The 18,684-nt window shown below is 61.1% G+C and carries 11 protein-coding genes; 1 reads left to right on the forward strand and 10 read right to left on the reverse strand.

The window, feature by feature from the left end; genetic code table 11:
- Positions 1-40 precede the first annotated feature (40 nt).
- The 7 genes from aroB to QSJ80_RS01130 all read right to left on the reverse strand — a co-directional run bounded on the left by aroB (position 41) and on the right by QSJ80_RS01130 (position 6,843).
- Positions 41-1,126, reverse strand: a complete 1,086-nt coding sequence (gene aroB / locus QSJ80_RS01100; protein ID WP_285762421.1) for a 3-dehydroquinate synthase — start codon at positions 1,124-1,126, stop codon at positions 41-43.
- An 84-nt stretch (positions 1,127-1,210) separates the two neighbouring features.
- Positions 1,211-1,726: a shikimate kinase AroK gene (gene aroK, locus QSJ80_RS01105; protein ID WP_285762422.1), complete on the reverse strand. Its 516-nt coding sequence runs from the start codon at positions 1,724-1,726 to the stop codon at positions 1,211-1,213.
- 6 nt (positions 1,727-1,732) lie between these two features.
- Positions 1,733-4,012: a type IV pilus secretin PilQ gene (locus QSJ80_RS01110; RefSeq protein ID WP_285762423.1), complete on the reverse strand. Its 2,280-nt coding sequence runs from the start codon at positions 4,010-4,012 to the stop codon at positions 1,733-1,735.
- Positions 4,009-4,551 (reverse strand): pilus assembly protein PilP, encoded by a 543-nt coding sequence (locus QSJ80_RS01115; RefSeq protein WP_285762424.1) that lies wholly within the window; start codon positions 4,549-4,551, stop codon positions 4,009-4,011. The genes QSJ80_RS01110 and QSJ80_RS01115 overlap by 4 nt, the downstream gene beginning before the upstream one ends.
- Positions 4,548-5,168 carry a type IV pilus inner membrane component PilO gene (locus tag QSJ80_RS01120; protein WP_285762425.1) on the reverse strand — a complete coding sequence of 207 codons (621 nt, stop codon included), beginning with the start codon at positions 5,166-5,168 and terminating at the stop codon, positions 4,548-4,550. The genes QSJ80_RS01115 and QSJ80_RS01120 overlap by 4 nt, the downstream gene beginning before the upstream one ends.
- Positions 5,168-5,764, reverse strand: a complete 597-nt coding sequence (locus QSJ80_RS01125) for a PilN domain-containing protein (RefSeq protein ID WP_285762426.1) — start codon at positions 5,762-5,764, stop codon at positions 5,168-5,170. Before QSJ80_RS01125 ends, QSJ80_RS01120 begins: the two co-directional genes overlap by 1 nt.
- A gap of 2 nt (positions 5,765-5,766) precedes the next feature.
- Entirely contained in the window at positions 5,767-6,843 is a 1,077-nt protein-coding gene (locus tag QSJ80_RS01130; RefSeq protein ID WP_285762427.1) for a pilus assembly protein PilM, read from the reverse strand.
- Between the two features lie 155 nt (positions 6,844-6,998).
- Here QSJ80_RS01130 and QSJ80_RS01135 point away from each other — a divergent pair, with 155 nt between their 5' ends.
- Positions 6,999-9,626, forward strand: a complete 2,628-nt coding sequence (locus tag QSJ80_RS01135) for a penicillin-binding protein 1A (RefSeq protein WP_285762428.1) — start codon at positions 6,999-7,001, stop codon at positions 9,624-9,626.
- Positions 9,627-9,724: 98 nt separating this feature from the next.
- Here the strand turns inward: QSJ80_RS01135 and QSJ80_RS01140 are convergent, their stop codons facing one another.
- The 3 genes from QSJ80_RS01140 to QSJ80_RS01150 all read right to left on the reverse strand — a co-directional run bounded on the left by QSJ80_RS01140 (position 9,725) and on the right by QSJ80_RS01150 (position 18,614).
- Positions 9,725-10,216, reverse strand: a complete 492-nt coding sequence (locus QSJ80_RS01140; protein ID WP_285762429.1) for a chemotaxis protein CheW — start codon at positions 10,214-10,216, stop codon at positions 9,725-9,727.
- A gap of 21 nt (positions 10,217-10,237) precedes the next feature.
- On the reverse strand, positions 10,238-16,348 hold the full coding sequence (locus QSJ80_RS01145; RefSeq protein WP_285762430.1) for a hybrid sensor histidine kinase/response regulator: 6,111 nt from the start codon (positions 16,346-16,348) through the stop codon (positions 10,238-10,240).
- Between the two features lie 97 nt (positions 16,349-16,445).
- Complete coding sequence (locus tag QSJ80_RS01150) at positions 16,446-18,614, reverse strand: methyl-accepting chemotaxis protein (protein WP_285762431.1); 2,169 nt, start codon at positions 18,612-18,614, stop codon at positions 16,446-16,448.
- Positions 18,615-18,684 lie beyond the last annotated feature (70 nt).

Below are 18,684 nucleotides of genomic sequence, written 5' to 3' on the forward strand. Positions count from 1 at the left end.
CCGCAAGATCGGCGGCGTGAACCTAGGTTCGCCGCAGCAGTCACACGGCGCCGCACGCGCGCAGGGTTTCTTCCACCTGTGTGCGCGGCACCCCGGATTCGATCGTCGCACCGCCCAGGGCACGCAGCAGCACCAGACGCAACTGTCCATCCAGGTTCTTCTTGTCCACCGCCATTACCTCGAGGTAGCGAACGGTACTCATGCCCTCCGGTGACCGCACAGGCAAGCCCGCGCGCTCGAACATGCTGCGGGTGCGCGCACCGACCGAGGGATCTATCCAGCCCAGCCGCGCCGACAGGTCCAGCGCCATAATGGTACCGACGGCCACCGCTTCGCCGTGCAGCCAGTTGCCATAACCCTGCACGGTTTCGATCGCGTGGCCGAAGGTATGGCCCAGGTTCAGGATCGCGCGCAAGCCGCCTTCGCGCTCGTCCGCAGCGACCACCCGCGCCTTGTTGTGGCAGGACCGTGCAATCGCATAGGTGAGCCCTGCCTCGTCACGCGCAAGCAATGCTTCCAGGTTCTGTTCCAGCCAATCGAAAAACGGCGCATCGGCGATGAGGCCATACTTGATCACCTCGGCGAGGCCGGCGGCCAGTTCCCGATCCGGCAGGGAGCGCAGGCTGTCGGTATCCGCCAGCACCAGCGATGGCTGGTAGAAGGCACCGATCATATTTTTACCAAGCGGATGGTTGACCGCGGTCTTGCCGCCCACGGAGGAGTCGACCTGCGCAAGCAGCGTAGTCGGCACCTGCACAAAGCCGACACCGCGCTGGTAACAGGCTGCGGCAAAACCGGCCATATCACCCACCACGCCACCGCCAAGCGCGACAATGGTGGTGCTGCGGTTGTGCTGCTTCTCCAGCAGGGTATCGAAAATACTATTCAGGGTATCGAGGTTTTTGTGGGCCTCGCCGTCCGGCAGGACCACGGTATCGACCTTGTCGAGGCTCGAAAGCGATGCCTGCAGCGGCTCGAGAAACAGTGGCGCGATGGTGGTATTGGTAACGATGCAGACCTGGCGCCCGCGGATGTAGGGCAGTATCAGATCGGCCTGGCCGATCAGCTGCTTGCCAATACAAATCGGGTAGCTGCGCCCACCCAGCTCGACGGTTACCTGTTCCATAAAACCCCGGCCTAGTTGCGGTGTGGCGCAATACTCCCTGCGCCATTCAGGGTTCCGCAGTTTAGGGGCAGGCGACGGTGAATGCTAGCGCTCTTCCAGCCAGCGCGCGATCCGCTGTGCAACCTGGCGCGGTGAGGCGCTGGCGGTATCGCAGGTGAGGTCGGCCACATCGCGGTAAAGCGGGTCACGCTCGCGCAACAGACGCTCGATGGTCTGGCGCGGGTCGTCTACCTGCAACAGGGGCCGGTTGGAGGATTTACTGGTGCGGGCCACCAGCAGGTCGGTGTCGGCGGTGAGATAAATCACGATACCGCGGCTGACCAGCAGCTGGCGATTTTCCGGCGCCAGCACGATGCCGCCACCGGTGGCGACAACCTGCACCACATCCTCACATAGGTCGGCCAGCACGGCGGACTCGCGCCTGCGGAAACCCTGCTCGCCCTCGACGTCGAAGATCCAGGGGATGTCAGCGCCGGTGCGCTCTTCCAGCACCCGGTCTGAATCGACAAAAGGCAGCCGGAGTTCGGCTGCCAGAAGCTTACCAATGGTGGTTTTGCCGACCCCCATGGGGCCGACAATAAAGACCGGCTGTTTGAGCATTAACGCTTACTTGCTGAAACCGCCACCAAACACTTCGTCCTCGACGATGCGCGGAGTGATGAAGATCAGCAGCTCGCGCTTGTCGTCCTGGCGAATGGTTTTCTTGAACAGGTTGCCGAGGTACGGGATATCACCCAGCAGCGGGATCTTGGTCTCGCCTTCCACCTTCTGGTTCTGGAAGATACCGCCGAGCACCACGGTCTCGCCATTGGCAACCAGCACCTTGGTCTGCAGCTGGGTCACGTCAATGGTCGGGACACCGGTCACGCCCACGTCGCCAACACTGTCCTGGTTAATCTGCAGATCCATGATGATGTTGTCGTCCGGGGTGATCTGCGGGATCACATCCAGTTTCAGAACCGCTTCACGGAATGCGATGGAAGCAGCACCGGAAGAAGTGGCTTCCAGGTACGGCACTTCGGTACCGGACTCGATGGACGCCTGCTGCTTGTCACCGGTCACAACCTTCGGCTGGGATACGATCTCGGCCTTGCCCACGTCTTCCAGTGCAGACAGCTCAAGGCCCAGCTCAAGGCCATCCTTGAAGATGGTATAGGCAATCTGGCCGGCCGGGTTGGCCACACCCAGGTCCACCAGCAGGGTGTCTGCCAGGCTCGGAGTCCAGAACTTGTCTTCCACTTCGATAGGTTCGCCGTTTGAGTCGAAGCCGACGATCACGTCTTCTTCGGTCTGGTTGTCCTCCAGGAAGAAGGAACCGCCCAGGTTACCGGTTACTTCCTGGTCGACGGAATCGACATGGCGCTGGAAGGTCTGACCGGTAGTCGGATCCACCACAATCGGGTTGTTGCGGTCGTGGCTGTGGTACGCCGTATTCCAGCGCACACCCAGCTCCTTCATAAAGTCGGAATTGGCAATCACGATACGCGCCTCGATCATGACCTGACGAATCGGGATATCCACCGCCGCGATCAGCTCGCGGAACTGGATGATCTTCTCTTCGGTGTCGGTCAGGATGATGGAGTTGGTGCGCTCATCGACAATAGCGCTGCCCCGCTCGGACAGGATGCTGCGGGTGCTGTTCTCATCCTGACGACCCTGGCCGAAACCGCCGCGCTGGGCCGCATCGTCACCGCGCTCGCCCTGGAACAGCTTGAACAGCTCCTTGGCATCGGCATAGCGAACCTGGATAAATTCGGTGCGCAGCGGCGCCAGGCTCTGCAGTGCCTTGCGGGTCTCCAGCTCCTGGCGCTCGCGCTCGGCGATTTCCGCTGCCGGGGCCACCATGATCACGGAGCCTTCCTGGCGCTTGTCCAGGCCCTTGGCCTTCAGGATCAGGTCCAGTGCCTGGTCCCAGGGCACACCGTCGAGGCGCAGGGTAATACGACCTTCAACCGTGTCACTGGCCACCAGGTTCAGGTCGGTGAAGTCGGCAATCAGCTGCAGTACCGAGCGTACTTCGATGTCCTGGAAGTTCAAGGACAGCTTCTCGCCGCTGAACTGGAACTCCTTCTTCTGCGCGGCCAGCTCGCTGCGGGTCAGCGGCTTGACGCTGAGTACGTACTCGTTGTCGGTCTGGTAGGCCAGGTAGTCGTATTCGGTATCGGTCGGGTCCACGGTGATAACGGTGTTGCGGCCGTCATAGTCCACCACGATGTTTTCCACCGGGGTCGCGAAGTCCGTCACGTCGAGTCGCTGGCGCAGGGAGTCCGGCAGGGTCGCGCCCAGGAATGTCAGCTGGATGCGGCCCTTGTTGCGCTCCACATCGATGTTCACCGCCGGGTCGGTCAGGGTGACGATGACCTTGCCCTCGCCGCCTTCACCACGACGGAAGTCGACATTGCTGACACCGACTCCGCTGGCCGCCTTGAAGCGCTGCTGGCCGCCACTGCTGGCAGTGCTCGCCGGTGCAGCGACGGTACCGGCCACAGCCTGATCGGCACCGACCTGGATAATGACGTCGTTGCCCTCACGGCGCGTGCTGTAAAGCGGCAGCTCGTCGAGGTTGATGATCAGGCGGGTGCGATCCTCGCTGGAGATAATCACCGCGCTGCGGGCAGCGCCGATATTCAGCGGATACTTCTTGGCCTCCAGTGCGCTCTCGACACCGGCAAAATCCATCACAATACGGGCCGGTTGCTCAATGGTGTAGCCAGCAGGTTCCGGGGGCAGCTCGGAGAAGCTCAGGCGCATTTCCATGCGATTGCCGGGCAACTCCGAGAACTTGATGTCATTCAGCTCGTTGGCCCAGGCCTGTACGGCCATGGCAGCCATGGCCAGTCCGGAAAGCGCAACCCTGGCGACTTTGGTCAAGCTTGTCTTATTCATTTATTGGGATCCTTCTCGTCCAAAGTAAGTGCGCGCGGACGCTCCAGCCAGCCGCCCATACCATCCGGAACAATTTCCATAATATCGATTTGCGCTGTTGAGGTATTGACGATGCGACCGTGGTTCTTGCCGACGAAGTTGCCGACTGTCACCCGGTGAATACCCCCGTCACCGTCATTAATCAGCGCCCACAGCTGGCCGCGGCGCTCGAGCGTGCCGACCATCTGAAGGGCATCAAAGTTGTAGCCCTCGAGCATTTCCCGCTGGCGGTTCATATCCGGGGTAATTCCGGAGCGCTGACCCACGAGGCGGTTATCCACCTCCGGGATCGGCGGCGAGAACGGACTGCGCAGTGCAGTCGCCGCGTATATAAACGGGCTATAGGGCTCGAAGATCGGCACCGGCTCGATGGTGCCCTTGGGTTTGCGCTTGACCTCGCCGATGCGGCGCTCTAGGTCGCCGTGACCACTGTCAAACGCGCAGCCACCCAGCAGGGTGGCGGCGACCAGCACTAGGGAGAGAGACTTGCCTGCTTTCATTGACCGTCCTCCTCATCCTTGTAGCGATAGGTCCTGGCCTCAACGGTCATGGTCAACAGGTTGCTGTTGTCCTTGGAAGCCTGGATTTCAAAGTCGTGCAGGGTCACGATGCGCGGCATGCCGGCGACGCTGCTGATGAAGTTGCCGAACTCATGGTAGCCGCCCTCGACCTCGATCTGGATCGGTAACTCGACATAAAACTCGCCGACACGCTCATCTTGCAGGTCGATTTCCTTCTGGGTCAGGCCGGCGCCGTGACGGAAATCATCGATATCGTCGATCAGGCCCGCAACCTCGGTCTGCTTGGGCAGCTGCTGCAGCAGCGCACCGAAGGACTCGTTCATCTGGCGCAGCTGCTCGCGGTAGTCATCGAGGTTCGCCGCCTGGAACGCCTTGCGTTCGAACTCCGCAAACAGCGTGGTTTCCTTGCGCTCGACAATCTCCAGGGTCTGGTAACGATCCTTGATCGCAAAGAAGTAGCCGCCACCGATAATGACTGCGGAAATGATCACCAGCAGGGCCACGCGGCCCGCAAGCGGCCACACGCCCACCCGGGAGAAATCCAGGCTGGCGAGGTCCAGGTTATTCAGCTCTTCGAGGGTATCCTTTAAAGCCATTATTTTGCCCCCTTCGCCTTACCGGCACCCTTTTTCTGGGCGTCTTCCTCGATTTTGCGGCCTACCAGCGAGGTGTTCAGTTTGAACTTCATCGCCTGTTCGCCGAATTCCGGGTTCGCCGTGATTTCATCGAGGTCCGAGTTTGTGTACCACTCCGACTGGTCCAGGTTGCGCATCAGCGACGAGATCCGCGGGTTGGACTCCGCGATGCCCTCAATTTCCAGCTTGTTGCGCACGCGCTTGACGTTGGTGAGCCACAACCCTTCCGGCGCGGCGCGCACCAGCTCGTCAAAGTAGCGTACGGCCAGCGGACGGTTGCCCTGCAGCTCCTGGATCACGCGCATGCGGTCCAGCAACTCCTGCTTGCGCTTTTTCAGGTCCTTGATTTCCGCGACCTGCTTGTCGAGCACACGGATTTCATTCTGCAGGCGCGCGTTGCGGGCATTCTGGTTGTCGATCTGCCCGTCGACGGTCTTCATCCAGCCAAATGTCGCACCGGCGGCCGCAAGTACCACTACCACCGCGAGGTTGGTGAATTCTTTCTGTTTCTGTTCCCGATATTCCTGTCGCCAGGGGAGCAGGTTAATTTTTGCCATGATTAATACTCCCGCTCCCGCATTGCCAGGCCGGCCGCGATCATCAGCGATGGCGCATCATTCGCGAGCGCCACACTGTTTACCCGTGAAGCCACGGTCATGTCCTTGAATGGGTTGGCCACCAGCGTTGGCTTGCCGAGCTTCTCGCTGATCATATCCTGCAGGCCTTCCATCGCGGCCACGCCACCAGCCAGCACTATGTAGTCAATATCGCTGTAGGAGCTGGAGGAGTAGAAGAATTGCAGTGAACGGGTAACCTGCTGCACCACCGCATCGCGGAAGGGCTCCAGCACCTCGCTCTGGTAGTCGTCCGGCAGGCCGCTGCCGCCCTGGCGCTTGGCCGTGGCCGCTTCTTCCGCGGAAAGCCCGTAACGACGCTGGATTTCATCGGTCAGCTGCTTGCCGCCGAACAGCTGCTCGCGGGTATAGACCGTGGTGCCATCCACCAGAATGGAAAGCGCACTCATGGTCGCCCCGATGTCCATCACAGCCACCACCAGCTGTTCCTGCGGTGGTAACTGCTTGTTCATCAGGCCGAACGAGCGCTCGATCGCGTAGGCCTCGACATCGACCACGCCCGGATCCAGGCCGGCCTCCGACAGGGCGCCGACACGTTGCTCGACGTTTTCCGAGCGGCACGCGGCCAGCAGCACGCGGACCTGGCCTTCGTTTTTCTCGGATGGACCCTGCACCTCGAAGTCCAGGTTGACCTCGTCCAGCGGATAGGGAATGTACTGATCCGCCTCAAGCGCGATCTGCGCTTCCAGGGCATCGTCATTGAGCCCGGACGGCATCTCCAGGATCTTGGTGATCACTGCGGAACCCGATACGGCAACCGCCGCCCGCTTGACCTTGGTCTTGGAGCGCTGGATTACCTTGCGCACGGCCTCGGCCGTGGCTGCAGGGTCATTGATATTCTTGTCAACGACAGCATTGGGTGGCAGCGGCTCGACCGCATAACTCTCCACCCGGTACTTGTCCCCGGACCGACTCAGCTCCAAAAGCTTGACCGCGGTGGAACTGATATCCAGCCCGATCATTGATTTTGGACCCTTCTTCAGAAATGGCAGGATCCCCATTTTCTTATCTTTTTCCGTAGGTTATGGGAGTTTCATGTTATAGCACTTTAAATTACCGCTGCAACAGGGTTTTGAATAGGTATCAGCGCACATTCTCCGTATAATGAATCTGATTAAATATGGTCAGATGTTCAGCACCGAGAATTATGCCCGATATGTCCCGATTTGGCCGGTCCAGACTCATTTCCCTGTTTTTCCTGGCACTGGCTGCAGCCGGCGGCGGAGTCATGGGTTTTGCCAGTATTTTCCTGTACCTGCAGCCCGGGCTGCCCGCCGTGGACAACCTGAGGGACGTGCGCCTGCAGACTCCGCTGCGGATCTACTCCGCCGATATGCAACTCATCGGTGAATTCGGTGAGAAACGCCGCAAGCCGATTGCCTTCGAAGACACCCCGCCACTATTCGTCCAGGCCATTCTCGCCGCAGAGGACGACGGCTTTTACGAGCACCAGGGCGTATCGCTCAAAGGGCTGGTTCGGGCGGCGGCAGAGCTGGCCAGGACCGGCTCCATCCAGTCCGGCGGCAGCACGCTCACCATGCAGGTGGCCAGGAACTTCTTCCTGAGCCGCGAGCAGCGCTTCATTCGCAAATTCAACGAGATACTGCTGTCCCTGCAGATCGAAAGGGAGCTGACGAAGGACGAGATCCTCGAACTTTACATCAACAAAATCTATCTGGGTAATCGCGCGTACGGCTTCCAGGCCGCATCACAGGTTTATTATGGCAAGAATATAGACCAATTGACGCTCGCGCAGTGGGCAATGATGGCTGGGCTGCCAAAAGCGCCCTCCGCCTACAACCCGATCGCCAACCCGTCGCGTGCGTTGCAGAGGCGCAACTGGATCCTGCGCCGCATGCTCGACCTTGGCCATATCGACAAGGAAAGCTATACGCTCGCGATCACCGCCCCGGTGACGGCCAAATACCACAGCCGCAACCTGGATATCAGCTTCCCCTACATTGCGGAAATGGCCCGCAAGGAAGCTGTTGGACTGTTTGGGGAAAGCGCCTACACGGATGGCTACCGGGTGATCACCACGGTGGACGCGCGCCTGCAGGCCGCGGCCCGTGATGCGCTGCAGAAAGGCCTGCTGACCTACGACAAGCGCCACGGCTATCGCGGACCGGAGCAACGCCTCGACCCTGCCATCCTGCACGACAGTGACAAGTTGATCGACGCACTGAAATCCGTACCGGTGCTGGGTGAAATGGTGCCAGCAGTGGTAACCGAGGTCGAGGAGCGATCCCTGAAAGTCCAGCTGGACGATCGCCGCGTGGTTACGGTCGAATGGGAAAACGGCCTGTCCCAGATTCGCCCCTATATCTCGGAAGACGCGCGCGGCCCCAAAATCAATGCCGCTGCGGAGATATTCGCCCCCGGTGATATCGTGCGCTTGCGGCACGAAGTGGTCGAGGTGGAAACCGGCTCCGAGGAAGGTTACGCGGACGTTGGCGACCCCTTCGCGGCCAATGTCGACTCCATCCAGGTCGAGCCCACCACTGTGACAACCGAGCGCTGGATCCTGGATCAGGTCCCGGAAGCCCAGGGCGCACTGGTTGCACTGAACCCGTCAGATGGCGCCATCCGCGCGCTTATGGGCGGCTTTGACTTCAGGCAGAGTCACTTCAACCGCGTTACCCAGGCAGCGCGCCAGCCTGGCTCCAGCTTCAAACCGTTCATCTATGCGGCGGCACTGGCCAACGGGTACACCGCGGCAAGCATCATTAACGACGCCCCCATCGTATTCGATGATGCCAACCTCGAGGATGTATGGCGACCGGAAAACGACGGCGGCACCTTCCTCGGCCCCACGCGGCTGCGCAAGGCCCTGTACCTGTCCCGCAACCTGGTTTCGATCCGCTTGCTGCGCGCACTCGGCATGCGCCGTGCAATGGATTTCGTGGAGGGCTTTGGCTTTGACACCAGCAAGATGTCCCGCGACCTCTCTGTGGCGCTGGGCAGCCAGGCGCTGACCCCGCTGGAGATCGCCACCGGCTACGCGGCATTTGCCAATGGCGGCTTCCGGGTGGAGCCCTACCTCGTAAACCAGGTACTGGATGTCAACGGCAGCGAGGTTTACACCGCACTGCCGCCGACCGTGTGCAACATGTGTCCTGATGAAACCGAGATGGAGCCGCTGGACCTGCAGGTAATCCAGGCCGAATCCGTCGAGGTTGGCGAGACCGAGGAAGCAATGGAACTGGAGGCGCTGTCCATTTCCCCGGCAAGCGGGGCAGCACTGTCACTGCCGCGCGCGCAGCGCATCATGAGCCCGCAGGTGGCGTTCATCATGGACTCCATCCTCAAGGATGTGATCCGCAAGGGTACGGGCAAGAAGGCTCTGGCCATGGGGCGCTCCGACATCGGCGGCAAAACCGGCACCACCAATGGCCCGCGGGATGCCTGGTTCTCCGGTTACAGCCAGCACCTGGCCGCTTCGGCCTGGGTAGGCTTCGACAGCAACACCCCGATCGGGCGCAACGAGTACGGCGGCTCTGCAGCACTGCCCATCTGGATCGACTTTATGTCGACAGCACTGGAAGGGCTGGAAGAGAAGAACATGCTGCAGCCGGAAAATATCGTTACCGTGCGCATCGACCCGCGCACCGGTCGCCGCGCCCGCGGCGGCAGTGGCATCTTCGAGATTTTCGAGGCCGATACGGTTCCCGGCGGCAGCAGCACACGACTGGGCGGCAACCCGGATCCGCAGCCCGCACCGGCGGACAACAGCCGCGTGGTCAACAGCACAAACGAGGAGGCGCTGCCGGAAGAGCTGTTCTGACCGGGCAGGTTCGCGAAACTCGCATCATTGTGCAAATAAAAAAGGGGCGAATGCCCCTTTTTTTGTTACCCGCCCAATACTGCCAGCTGGTGAATGGACTAACTCAGTACCGTACCCCGGCGCCACTCGGCACAGGCCTGCTCCAGCATGGGCAGGTCCGGAATCACGGCATCCTCGCCACTCACCGAAACGTGTACGAGTTCACCCTGCTGGCAGGGGTTGGTCCTGGCCACCAACTCTGACTCCTCTACCCGAACCAGTCTCGGTGTGCCCTGCACCACCATCGCGTAAAAAGGCAACTTGCTGTCATCGCCGGCATTGGCGATGACAGCAATGCGGCAATTACTTTTCAGGGTCGGCTGATTGCCACCGCGCATGACCTCATACGAGATAAGCGGCAGGCGCTGGTCACGCCAGCTGATTTCGCCGAGCATCCACGCGGGGGAGTCATAAACTGCGACCGGAATCTGCAGCCCGACAATTTCGACCAGGGTTTCCACTGGAACCAGCAACTGGCCGTCGGACAGGTGCAGCAACAGGCTGCTGATTTCCTCGGGGTTCTGCTGGCCAATGAGCTCGGGGGTTTTCATATCGATTACTCAGTGCTTATCTCAGATCGCTTCCACTTCGCTCAGGTTTTCGCGAATGGCATGCAGCAGTACATCTTCCTGGTAAGGCTTACCGAGGTAGTGGTTCACGCCCAGCGACAGTGCGTGGTCGCGGTGTTTTTTACCGGTACGAGAAGTGATCATGATGATCGGGATATCGCGCAGCGTATTGCTCGAACGAATATGGCGAGCAACCTCGAAACCGTCCATACGTGGCATTTCGATATCCAGCAAGATCAGGTCCGGCGTGTAGTCCTGCAACTGGATCACCGCATCCTGGCCATCCTTTGCAGTAGTCACTACAAAGCCCTCACGCTCGAGGAAGCGGCTGGTGACCTTGCGCACGGTAACAGAGTCATCCACCACCATGACATTGATGGGGCGATCCTCCGCGACCGGCACAACCTCGGCATCATCGATGAGCAGCTTGGGCTTGGCCTGCAGCGCGGCATCGCGACGAATCAGCGCATGCGTATCGAGAATCACCACCACGGTGCCATCACCCGTTACAGTTGCACCGGAGAGGCCGTCCACACTGGCAAACTGCGGACCCAGGCTCTTCACCACGATTTCCTGGCTACCCATGATGCTGTCTACCTGCAGCGCCATGGCATGGTCCTCGCCGCGCACCAGCAATACCGGCAACTGTAGCTGCTCGGTGTTCAGCTTTGGCTGCGCGCGCGATTGCAACAGGCTGCCAAAGTAATTCACGGCATAGTGCTCACCGGCGTACTCGAAGCGCGCATCACTGCTGCGGTAGTAGTGCTCGAGTTCAAAGGGGCTCAGGCGCACGATACCTTCGATAGTGTTGAGCGGCAGTGCGAATACGTCGTCACCAGTGCGAACCATCAGGGCCCGGTTGACGGAAACGGTAAACGGCAGGCGAATCACGAACTCGCAGCCCTCACCGGCTACGGAACTGATCGCGACGGTACCGCCCATCTGCTTGATCTCGGCGCTCACCACATCGAGGCCAACACCGCGGCCGGAGATCTGGGTAACCTGCTCGGCTGTGGAGAAGCCGGCCTGCAGTACAAACTGCAGGATCTCGTTATTGGACAGCTCGGCGTCCGGGCGCATCAGGCCATTTTCGACCGCCTTGCGGCGTACTTTCAGCAGGTCGATACCGGCACCATCGTCATTGATGGTGAGCACCACATCACTGCCCTCGCGCGCCAGGGCGACGGAAATCCGGCCGGTGGCCGACTTGCCATTGGCACTGCGCAATTCAGGTTTCTCGATGCCGTGGTCGATGGCGTTACGCAGCATATGCTCCAGCGGCGCCACCATGCGCTCAAGCATGGAGCGATCCAGTTCGCCCTCGACATTGGAGAAGTCCAGCTCAACCTGCTTGCCGAGCTCCGAACTCACCTGCCGCACGATCCGGCGCAAACGCGGTACCAGGCGCGAGAAAGGTACCATGCGGCTGCGCATCAGGCCTTCCTGCAGTTCGGTGTTGATACGCGACTGCTGCAACAACAGGGTTTCTGTATCGCGTGCCTTGCCGCCGAGGGTGCTGCGGATATCCTGCAGGTCGGAGGTGGCCTCGAGCAGGGAGCGGGACAGCTGCTGGATTTGCGAATAGCGGTCCATCTCCAGCGGGTCGAAATTCGCATCCGCTTCACTGAGCTGCTCCTGGCGGAACATGATCTGCGCTTCGGTTTCAGTGTCCAGACGGCGCAGCTGGTCATTGAGGCGGCTCAGCGTCGCGTCCATTTCGTCGAGCACGAAACCGAACTCGGACATCTGCTCCTCGAGCCGGCCGCGGGAGATGGAGGTTTCACCGGCGAGGTTTACCAGCTCCTCAAGCAGTTCCGAGGCAACCCGCACCATTTCCTGCGGCTGGCCGCGGCCGCCAGACTGCTGGCCACCGCGAGCGGCCTGCTTGCGCCCGAACGGCAGTATATTGCTGGCCGGTTCCAGTGCGGCAGATGCGGCGGGTGCAACGGGCAGGTCCGGCGTTGCGGGCGGTGCCGGCGGCATCTCAGGAGTTGCCGGTTCGATCACCTCAGCCGCGGGCGCATCGGCTTCTCTGACATCGTGCTCAATGACTGGCTCGTCGGATTCGACCGGCAGCTCCGGCGCGTCCTCTTCGGTTTCGTCAGTGGCCGCCAGCGCGTCCGCCCACTCAGGCTGCAATAGCGCGGTAAACACCGGCGAATGTTCGCCGTTCATCCATGTGCGCACAGCTTCCACACCCGCCGCCATCAGGTCGTAGGCGAGATTCGCGCGGCGGAACAGTGCAGGGCCGGGTTCGGCACCCGGGGCAAGGGATTCAATTTCGGTTTCGAAGCGGTGCGCAACTTCACCAAGGCCCATCAGACCGGCCATACGGGCACCGCCCTTGAAGGTGTGCAGGACGCGCTTGAGCGCATCGGCGGGACCGGTGTCGAATGGTGCACCCTGCCATGCCTGGATGTGCTCATCCAGCTCATCAACCAGGTCCGGGGCTTCTTCCATGAATACTTCGACAATGTCGGGATCGACATCATCGAGGTCATCAGTGGATTCGGCAGGAGCGCCCGGGCTTTGCACTGCCTCGGCCGCAACTTCAATATCAAACGGTTCTTCAGGTTGTGTCTCGTCAGACTGCGGCTCGTCGGGCGGCGAGACTTCGACAACCGGCGCCTCGATGCCAAACCCGGGCACCTCAACGTCAAGCAAGGGCACCTCGGCAACAGCCTCGGGCGCCTCGATATCGGACGCCTCATTAACTGGCTCGTCGAATACCGGGGCAGCAGGTGCCGGTGCCTCTGGTTCCGGTGCCTCTGCTTCCGGTGCATCTGCTTCCGGTGCATCTGCTTGCAAGGTCCCGGTTTCCGGGCTTTCCGCTTCGGAAGCCTGCGCCTCTGGCTGATCAAAACCTTCGAGGAAAGCCGGATCGAATTCGAGCTCCACTTCCTCTTCCGGTTGCGGCTCGCCGGCGCTCTCCAGCAATACCTGCAGTGCCTGGCAGACCGCCTCGCTTACTTCGGGCAGGTTCTGGGTGGCCGCCACCGCGTCGACCATATCGAGCAGCTCGTTGTGGCCCTGCGACAGGGTGGACCAGAGCGCAGGCTCGCATTCGAGGCGACCCTGCAGGATTTCCTCGTAACAATTGAGAAGCAGGCCCGCAATCGATTCGAGTGGCGGCAGGGCCGCACGCGAGGCGGCTTCCTGCAGAATACGCAGCTCGTCGCGCACCGGTACCAGCACTTCAACCTGGGCCGGCTCAGAGCGCCAGGCGGCGAGTACCTGCTCCACATCCAGCAGTACCCCCATGCCATCGGCCATGATCACAGCCAGCAGCTGCGGATCCACATCGATGGTGGTGGCGGCCTCGCGTTCGCGGATCAGGTGGCCAACACTGCGTTCCTTGAGTTCGGATACCCGCGCCAGGAACTGTTCCTCGCGCGGGATAAGGATTTCTGTAGCGCCACTTTTAATCTGGCCCAGGGCATCGCGCACGTACAGCACCATATCGTTGATCAGGTCATAGATGTCCTGGTCAATGGCTACCTGGTAGGTGCGCAGCTCTTTTACGAACAATTCGAGTGGCGCAACCAGCGCCGCTACCGGGCGCACGTCGGCCATATGCGCACTGCCCTTCAGTGTGTGCAGCGCACGATGCATCGGATCCGACGGTACCTCAAAGATCGGCGCGGCGGCCGCCATGGCCTGCAGGTATTCCGCGACGATCTCCAGGTGACCTTCGGCCTCGGAAACAAAAATGTCCCAGAGCTGGTCGCCGTCATCGTCCTCCTCAGCCTCTTGCAGGGCCGGTTCCGGCTGCAGTGCCGGCGCCGCAGGCGCTGCTTGCGGTGAATCCTGGTCTGCTCCGGCAGCCGACCCTGCCTCGAGCAGTGACAGCGCAGCCTCGACCTCACCCTTTGCAATCCTTCCTGCCAGCGCCTGCAGCTCTGCCGTGGCGGTGGCATCCGGGTCCGGGGTGCCGGTGCGGAATGCGTCGATCATGGAAGGCAGTTTTGCACGCACGCGCTCGATCAGCAGCGTGTGTGCAGCGTGGGCTTCGACGGTGCCATCGATGACCCGGTTGAGCATGTTTTCAACCGACCACGCCAGCTCGCCAATCGATTCGGCCTCAACCATGCGCCCAGACCCCTTGAGGGTATGGAAGCCACGGCGGAATTCGGTCAGTGCGTCGCGGTTGGAGAAGTCCTCCGCCCAGCGCGGGAACCACTCGCCGATGGTCTCGAGTACCTCGCCCGCTTCCTCAAGGAAAATTTCGACGATCTCGTCATCGATCAGACTCTCCTCTTCGCCCTCCAGTGCCGGGGCGGGCTCCGGCTGCGCCGCTTCAGCTGCGCTGACCACCATTTCCTCGGCGCTGGCAGGCTGGTGCTCGACAGCTTCGATATCGACGTCAGGCGTTTCGACGGCCGCTACCGGGTCGCCTGTGAGCCCCGTCTCCTCGGCGAGCGCATTCGCGGCGGAGGCCGCGTCTGGCTGGTAACCCGGTACGGGATAGCCCAGTTCGTAGACACTCTCCTCCGCCAGTGACAGCAGCATGGCCACATCGTCACTGCCCTCGAGCGTGCGCTCGAGGAAATATTCAATACTGGTTACCGCATCGGCGAGAACATCCAGCAGGCCCCATTCGGGCTGCTGCTCCGCCTCAATCATGCGTTCGCGCACAAATTCGGAGCACGAAACCAGGATGCTTGCAGCGCGGCGCAGGTCGACGATTTCCAGACCGCCGCAAACTTCCTGCAGGCGTTGTGGCACCTGCGCCAGGAACGTAACATCGTAATGGCCGGCGATGTACTCGACGATTGCTTCCTTGGCGATTTCAAGGCCGGTGCGCGCTTCGCGCAGCACCGTCTCCATCGCGTCGCCCATCAGGGGCTGCGCGGCATTCACCGGATCGCCCGCTGCTACCGCAGTCAGGCTAGCATCCAGTTCAATCAGGCCGGATGCGGCATTCAGTAAAAGCTCCTGCTGTTCAGGGCTGTCGAGCCCGAGGCGCGACGCATCCCGGATCAGTTCATAGACCTCGCGCGCGCGGGTGCGCTGTGCTTCGAGGCCCAGCACACTCAGGGTATCGCTCACGCGTTTGGCGGATTGGGCAGTTTCAGACAACGGCACCAGCTCGCCGGCGGCGACGCTCGGATCCAGGGCATCCTGGATCCGCCGCATTTCTTCCTGCAACGCTGCCACGGCGGAGCCCAGCGCTTCCGGGCCCATTGCCAGCGCATCACCGCTATCCGGGCGCGGCGCGCCGGGTACCGCTCGACCCAGCGAAAACACCTGGTAAAGCGCAGCGGCGCGTGGCATATCCGGGCCGCACATAAACACGTAGAAAAGCAGGTTGCGAACGAACCTCTCGTCCAGCGGTGCGCGCAGGACGCGGGCGCCCTGGCCTTCGAGCAGGCGGAATTCGATATCGATGCGACGCAGCAGCATACGCAGGGCCGGCTGTACCGCCAGCTTGTGCTCCGCCATGCCTTCCAGCAGGGATTGCAGGATCAGCCACAGGTGCCGGCGCGGTGAGCCCTGGTACAGAGCCAGCATTTTGTCGGTCACGCGCTCGAGGTACTCGAGGCTGTTGGAGCCGTTGACCTCGCGAATCAGCCCCGCGGCGGCGACGTGGTACATCTTGCGAAGCTTGCCGATAACGTCTTTCAGTCGTGCGGCATCCGCCACGATCGGCGACAGCTGCTCGGCCGGGGCTTTCAGTGCAGAGAGGTCGGGCGTAAACAGGGGGCCCTCGGTGACCAGGTTTTCGCGCCGCACGGCACGCAGGTCATTGAGGAGCGGCAGGAGCAGAACCGGGTTATCGCGGCGCTGGAACGCCGCCTTCTCCAGGTAGAGCGGCAGCTCCAGCAATGCACGCATCAGGAACTCGCGCGTTTCTTCGCTGTTCTCGAGGTCGCCCTTGCTGAGCGCGTGGATCAGCTGCTCCATTTCCTCGGCCAGCAGGCCGGCACCGGACAGCTCGGCCATATACAGGCTGCCGTGGACCTGGTGGATGCTGTCCAGGCAGTTGCGCAGCAGGCCAGCCTGCGATGCATCCGCGGCAAAGGCTTCAAGTGCCTGGCGCGCCTGCGCCAGGGTCTCGTTGATTTCGCCAATCAGCCAATCCAGGGCTACAAAGTTCGGATTGTCGCGGGTCACGGCAGGCCCTCAGTATCGTTTTCCGGGCGGGGCAAGCCATGCCCCGCTATTGCTGCTTGTGTGTTGCCCGCTTTCCAGAGCGCCGGCGGGCACACCATCAGGCAGGTGAGCGCTCTTCTTCCAGCGACTTCTTAAAAGACTCATCATCCAGCCCTTCGTAGTCGTCACTCACCAGTTCCGGATCCAGCTCCGGCAGTTCTTCGGTAACTTCGGGCAGGTCCACTTCAAAGTCTGCATCATCGACTGCAGTCTCGATGGTTTCCGGCAGTTTGAAGCCCGCCACCGATTCACGCAGGTCCATCGCGGTGTTCGCCAGGTTACCAATGGATTCCGCAGTGGCCTGGGTACCGGCGGACGTCTGCGAGGTAATCTCCTGAATCACGTTCATCGTGTTGGAGATGTGGCCCGCAGAGGAGGCCTGCTGGCGTGCAGCGTTGGAGATGTTCTGGATGAGTTCCGACAGGTGCGCGGATACGTCTTCAATCTCGCCGAGTGCAACACCCGCATCCTGTGCCAGGCGTGCACCGCGAACCACCTCGGTGGTGGTCTGTTCCATCGAGATAACGGCTTCGTTGGTATCGGACTGAATCGTCTTAACCAGCGCCTCGATCTGCTTGGTCGCAGCGGCGGAACGTTCCGCCAGTCGCTGAACTTCGTCCGCAACCACCGCGAAGCCTCGGCCGGCGTCACCGGCCATGGACGCCTGGATGGCAGCGTTCAATGCGAGGATGTTGGTCTGGTCCGCAATGTCGTTAATCAGGGATACGATGTCACCAATTTCCTGGGAGGATTCACCCAGTCGCTTGATTCGCTTGGAAGTGTCCTGGATCTGCTCACGGATGTTGTCCATGCCCTTGATGGTGTTCTGTACCACCTTGGAACCGTTGTGCGCGATGGATACCGAGCGTTCCGCTACCTGTCCGGATTCAGATGCGTTGGCAGATACCTGGTCAATGGTGACCGCCATTTCATTTACCGCCGCGGATGCGCCGGCAATTTCCTGGGCCTGGTGCTCGGATGCCTCGGCCAGGTGGAGCGCGGTCTGCTGCGTTTCCTGGGAAAGGCCGGTTACCACCTGCGCCGCAGAGTTGATTCGCGATACGAGCACCCGCAGCTGGTCAATGGTGTAGTTGATGGAGTCCGCGATCGCACCGGTAAACGCCTCGGTTACCGTGGCGGAGGTTGTCAGGTCACCATCCGCAAGGTCACCCAGCTCATCCAGCAGCTGCATAATCGCCTGCTGGTTACGCTCGTTGGTATCAGTCTCCTCGCCCAGGCGACGGCGCGTACCGCGGAATGCGAAAACCATCATGCCGAGGATTTCCAGTACGAACACACCGGCGACGATGGCGATGGTCTGGTCGTTTGGCTGGCGAATATCCGCTGCGGATGCGATTGCATCGTTAAGCCCGGTCAGGGACTCGAGCAGCTGCGGGGATGCGAAAATGATGCCGTCAGAAGCCTGGCGAGTTGCGAACAGCGCCGGGGTCGTTTCGAAGATCTCGCGCACGGAGGAGCTTACAAACTCGAACAGTTCGGTGATTTCATCCAGAGACTCACGCGCCTCGGCGTCGGTTACACGGGACATTCCCATCACCACATCGCCGTTCTTCATGCCGTCCACAACCTTACCGAACAGGCTGGCATCGGTGTTGAACTGGTCCGCTGCACTTTCTGCCTCGACACCACCCTGGAGCATCTTGTCGATGTTCCGGCCGATTCGCTCGGCTCGCCATACCTGTAGCTGGGCCTGTTCCACCTGGCTTGCCGGTGCGCCATTTGCCAGCAGGATCTCAACCACGTTGTTGTGCTCCGCCTGAAGTTCCGGCAGCGAGTCGTTCAGGGTGCTCGCTACATCGTTCAGGAAGATAATGGAGTCCTTGTTTCCAGTGATGGTGGAGGCACCGTCGCGAACCTGCTTCCAGACCTCGCTGAAGGCTGCGAGCTCTGCGCCCAGGGCATCCTTGGAAGTCGTGCCCTGCAGCTGTCGCCAGGCAGCATCCATATCCTTGATGACGCTTTCCAGCTGCCCAAAGGCAGCCTCGTTACCCGTGGTTGCCTGTGGCGCAAGGGACACAACCTGGTAGGACAACGCCCGGAGGTTTGCCACCTGCTGCAGGTCCTTCGCATCCTGGTCCGCACCCTTCTGCTGCAGCCACAGGGCCCCGAACAGGACGCCGAGCGTCAGAATGACAATAACGGCAAAGACAATCGCCGTACGGTTACCCCGCAACGCTGAAAAGTTGCTCTGGGAGTTTCTGTTCATATTGCACTCCTGGCCGACCCGATTCCGGGGCCACATCTTTTTCTTGGTTAACTTTTTTCAGCCGCACAAC

It is taken from the genome of Biformimicrobium ophioploci (assembly GCF_030270605.1).
GTDB lineage: Bacteria > Pseudomonadota > Gammaproteobacteria > Pseudomonadales > Cellvibrionaceae > Biformimicrobium > Biformimicrobium ophioploci.

What these genes read in the sequence shown, in the direction of transcription:
- QSJ80_RS01125 (WP_285762426.1), bottom strand. Translation starts at nt 5,764, where the DNA reads ATGGCAAAAATTAACCTGCTCCCCTGGCGACAGGAATATCGGGAACAG.
- QSJ80_RS01130 (WP_285762427.1), bottom strand. Translation starts at nt 6,843, where the DNA reads ATGGGGATCCTGCCATTTCTGAAGAAGGGTCCAAAATCAATGATCGGG.
- aroK (WP_285762422.1), bottom strand. Translation starts at nt 1,726, where the DNA reads ATGCTCAAACAGCCGGTCTTTATTGTCGGCCCCATGGGGGTCGGCAAA.
- aroB (WP_285762421.1), bottom strand. Translation starts at nt 1,126, where the DNA reads ATGGAACAGGTAACCGTCGAGCTGGGTGGGCGCAGCTACCCGATTTGT.
- QSJ80_RS01150 (WP_285762431.1), bottom strand. Translation starts at nt 18,614, where the DNA reads ATGAACAGAAACTCCCAGAGCAACTTTTCAGCGTTGCGGGGTAACCGT.
- QSJ80_RS01115 (WP_285762424.1), bottom strand. Translation starts at nt 4,551, where the DNA reads ATGAAAGCAGGCAAGTCTCTCTCCCTAGTGCTGGTCGCCGCCACCCTG.
- QSJ80_RS01135 (WP_285762428.1), top strand. Translation starts at nt 6,999, where the DNA reads ATGTCCCGATTTGGCCGGTCCAGACTCATTTCCCTGTTTTTCCTGGCA.
- QSJ80_RS01110 (WP_285762423.1), bottom strand. Translation starts at nt 4,012, where the DNA reads ATGAATAAGACAAGCTTGACCAAAGTCGCCAGGGTTGCGCTTTCCGGA.
- QSJ80_RS01140 (WP_285762429.1), bottom strand. Translation starts at nt 10,216, where the DNA reads ATGAAAACCCCCGAGCTCATTGGCCAGCAGAACCCCGAGGAAATCAGC.
- QSJ80_RS01120 (WP_285762425.1), bottom strand. Translation starts at nt 5,168, where the DNA reads ATGGCTTTAAAGGATACCCTCGAAGAGCTGAATAACCTGGACCTCGCC.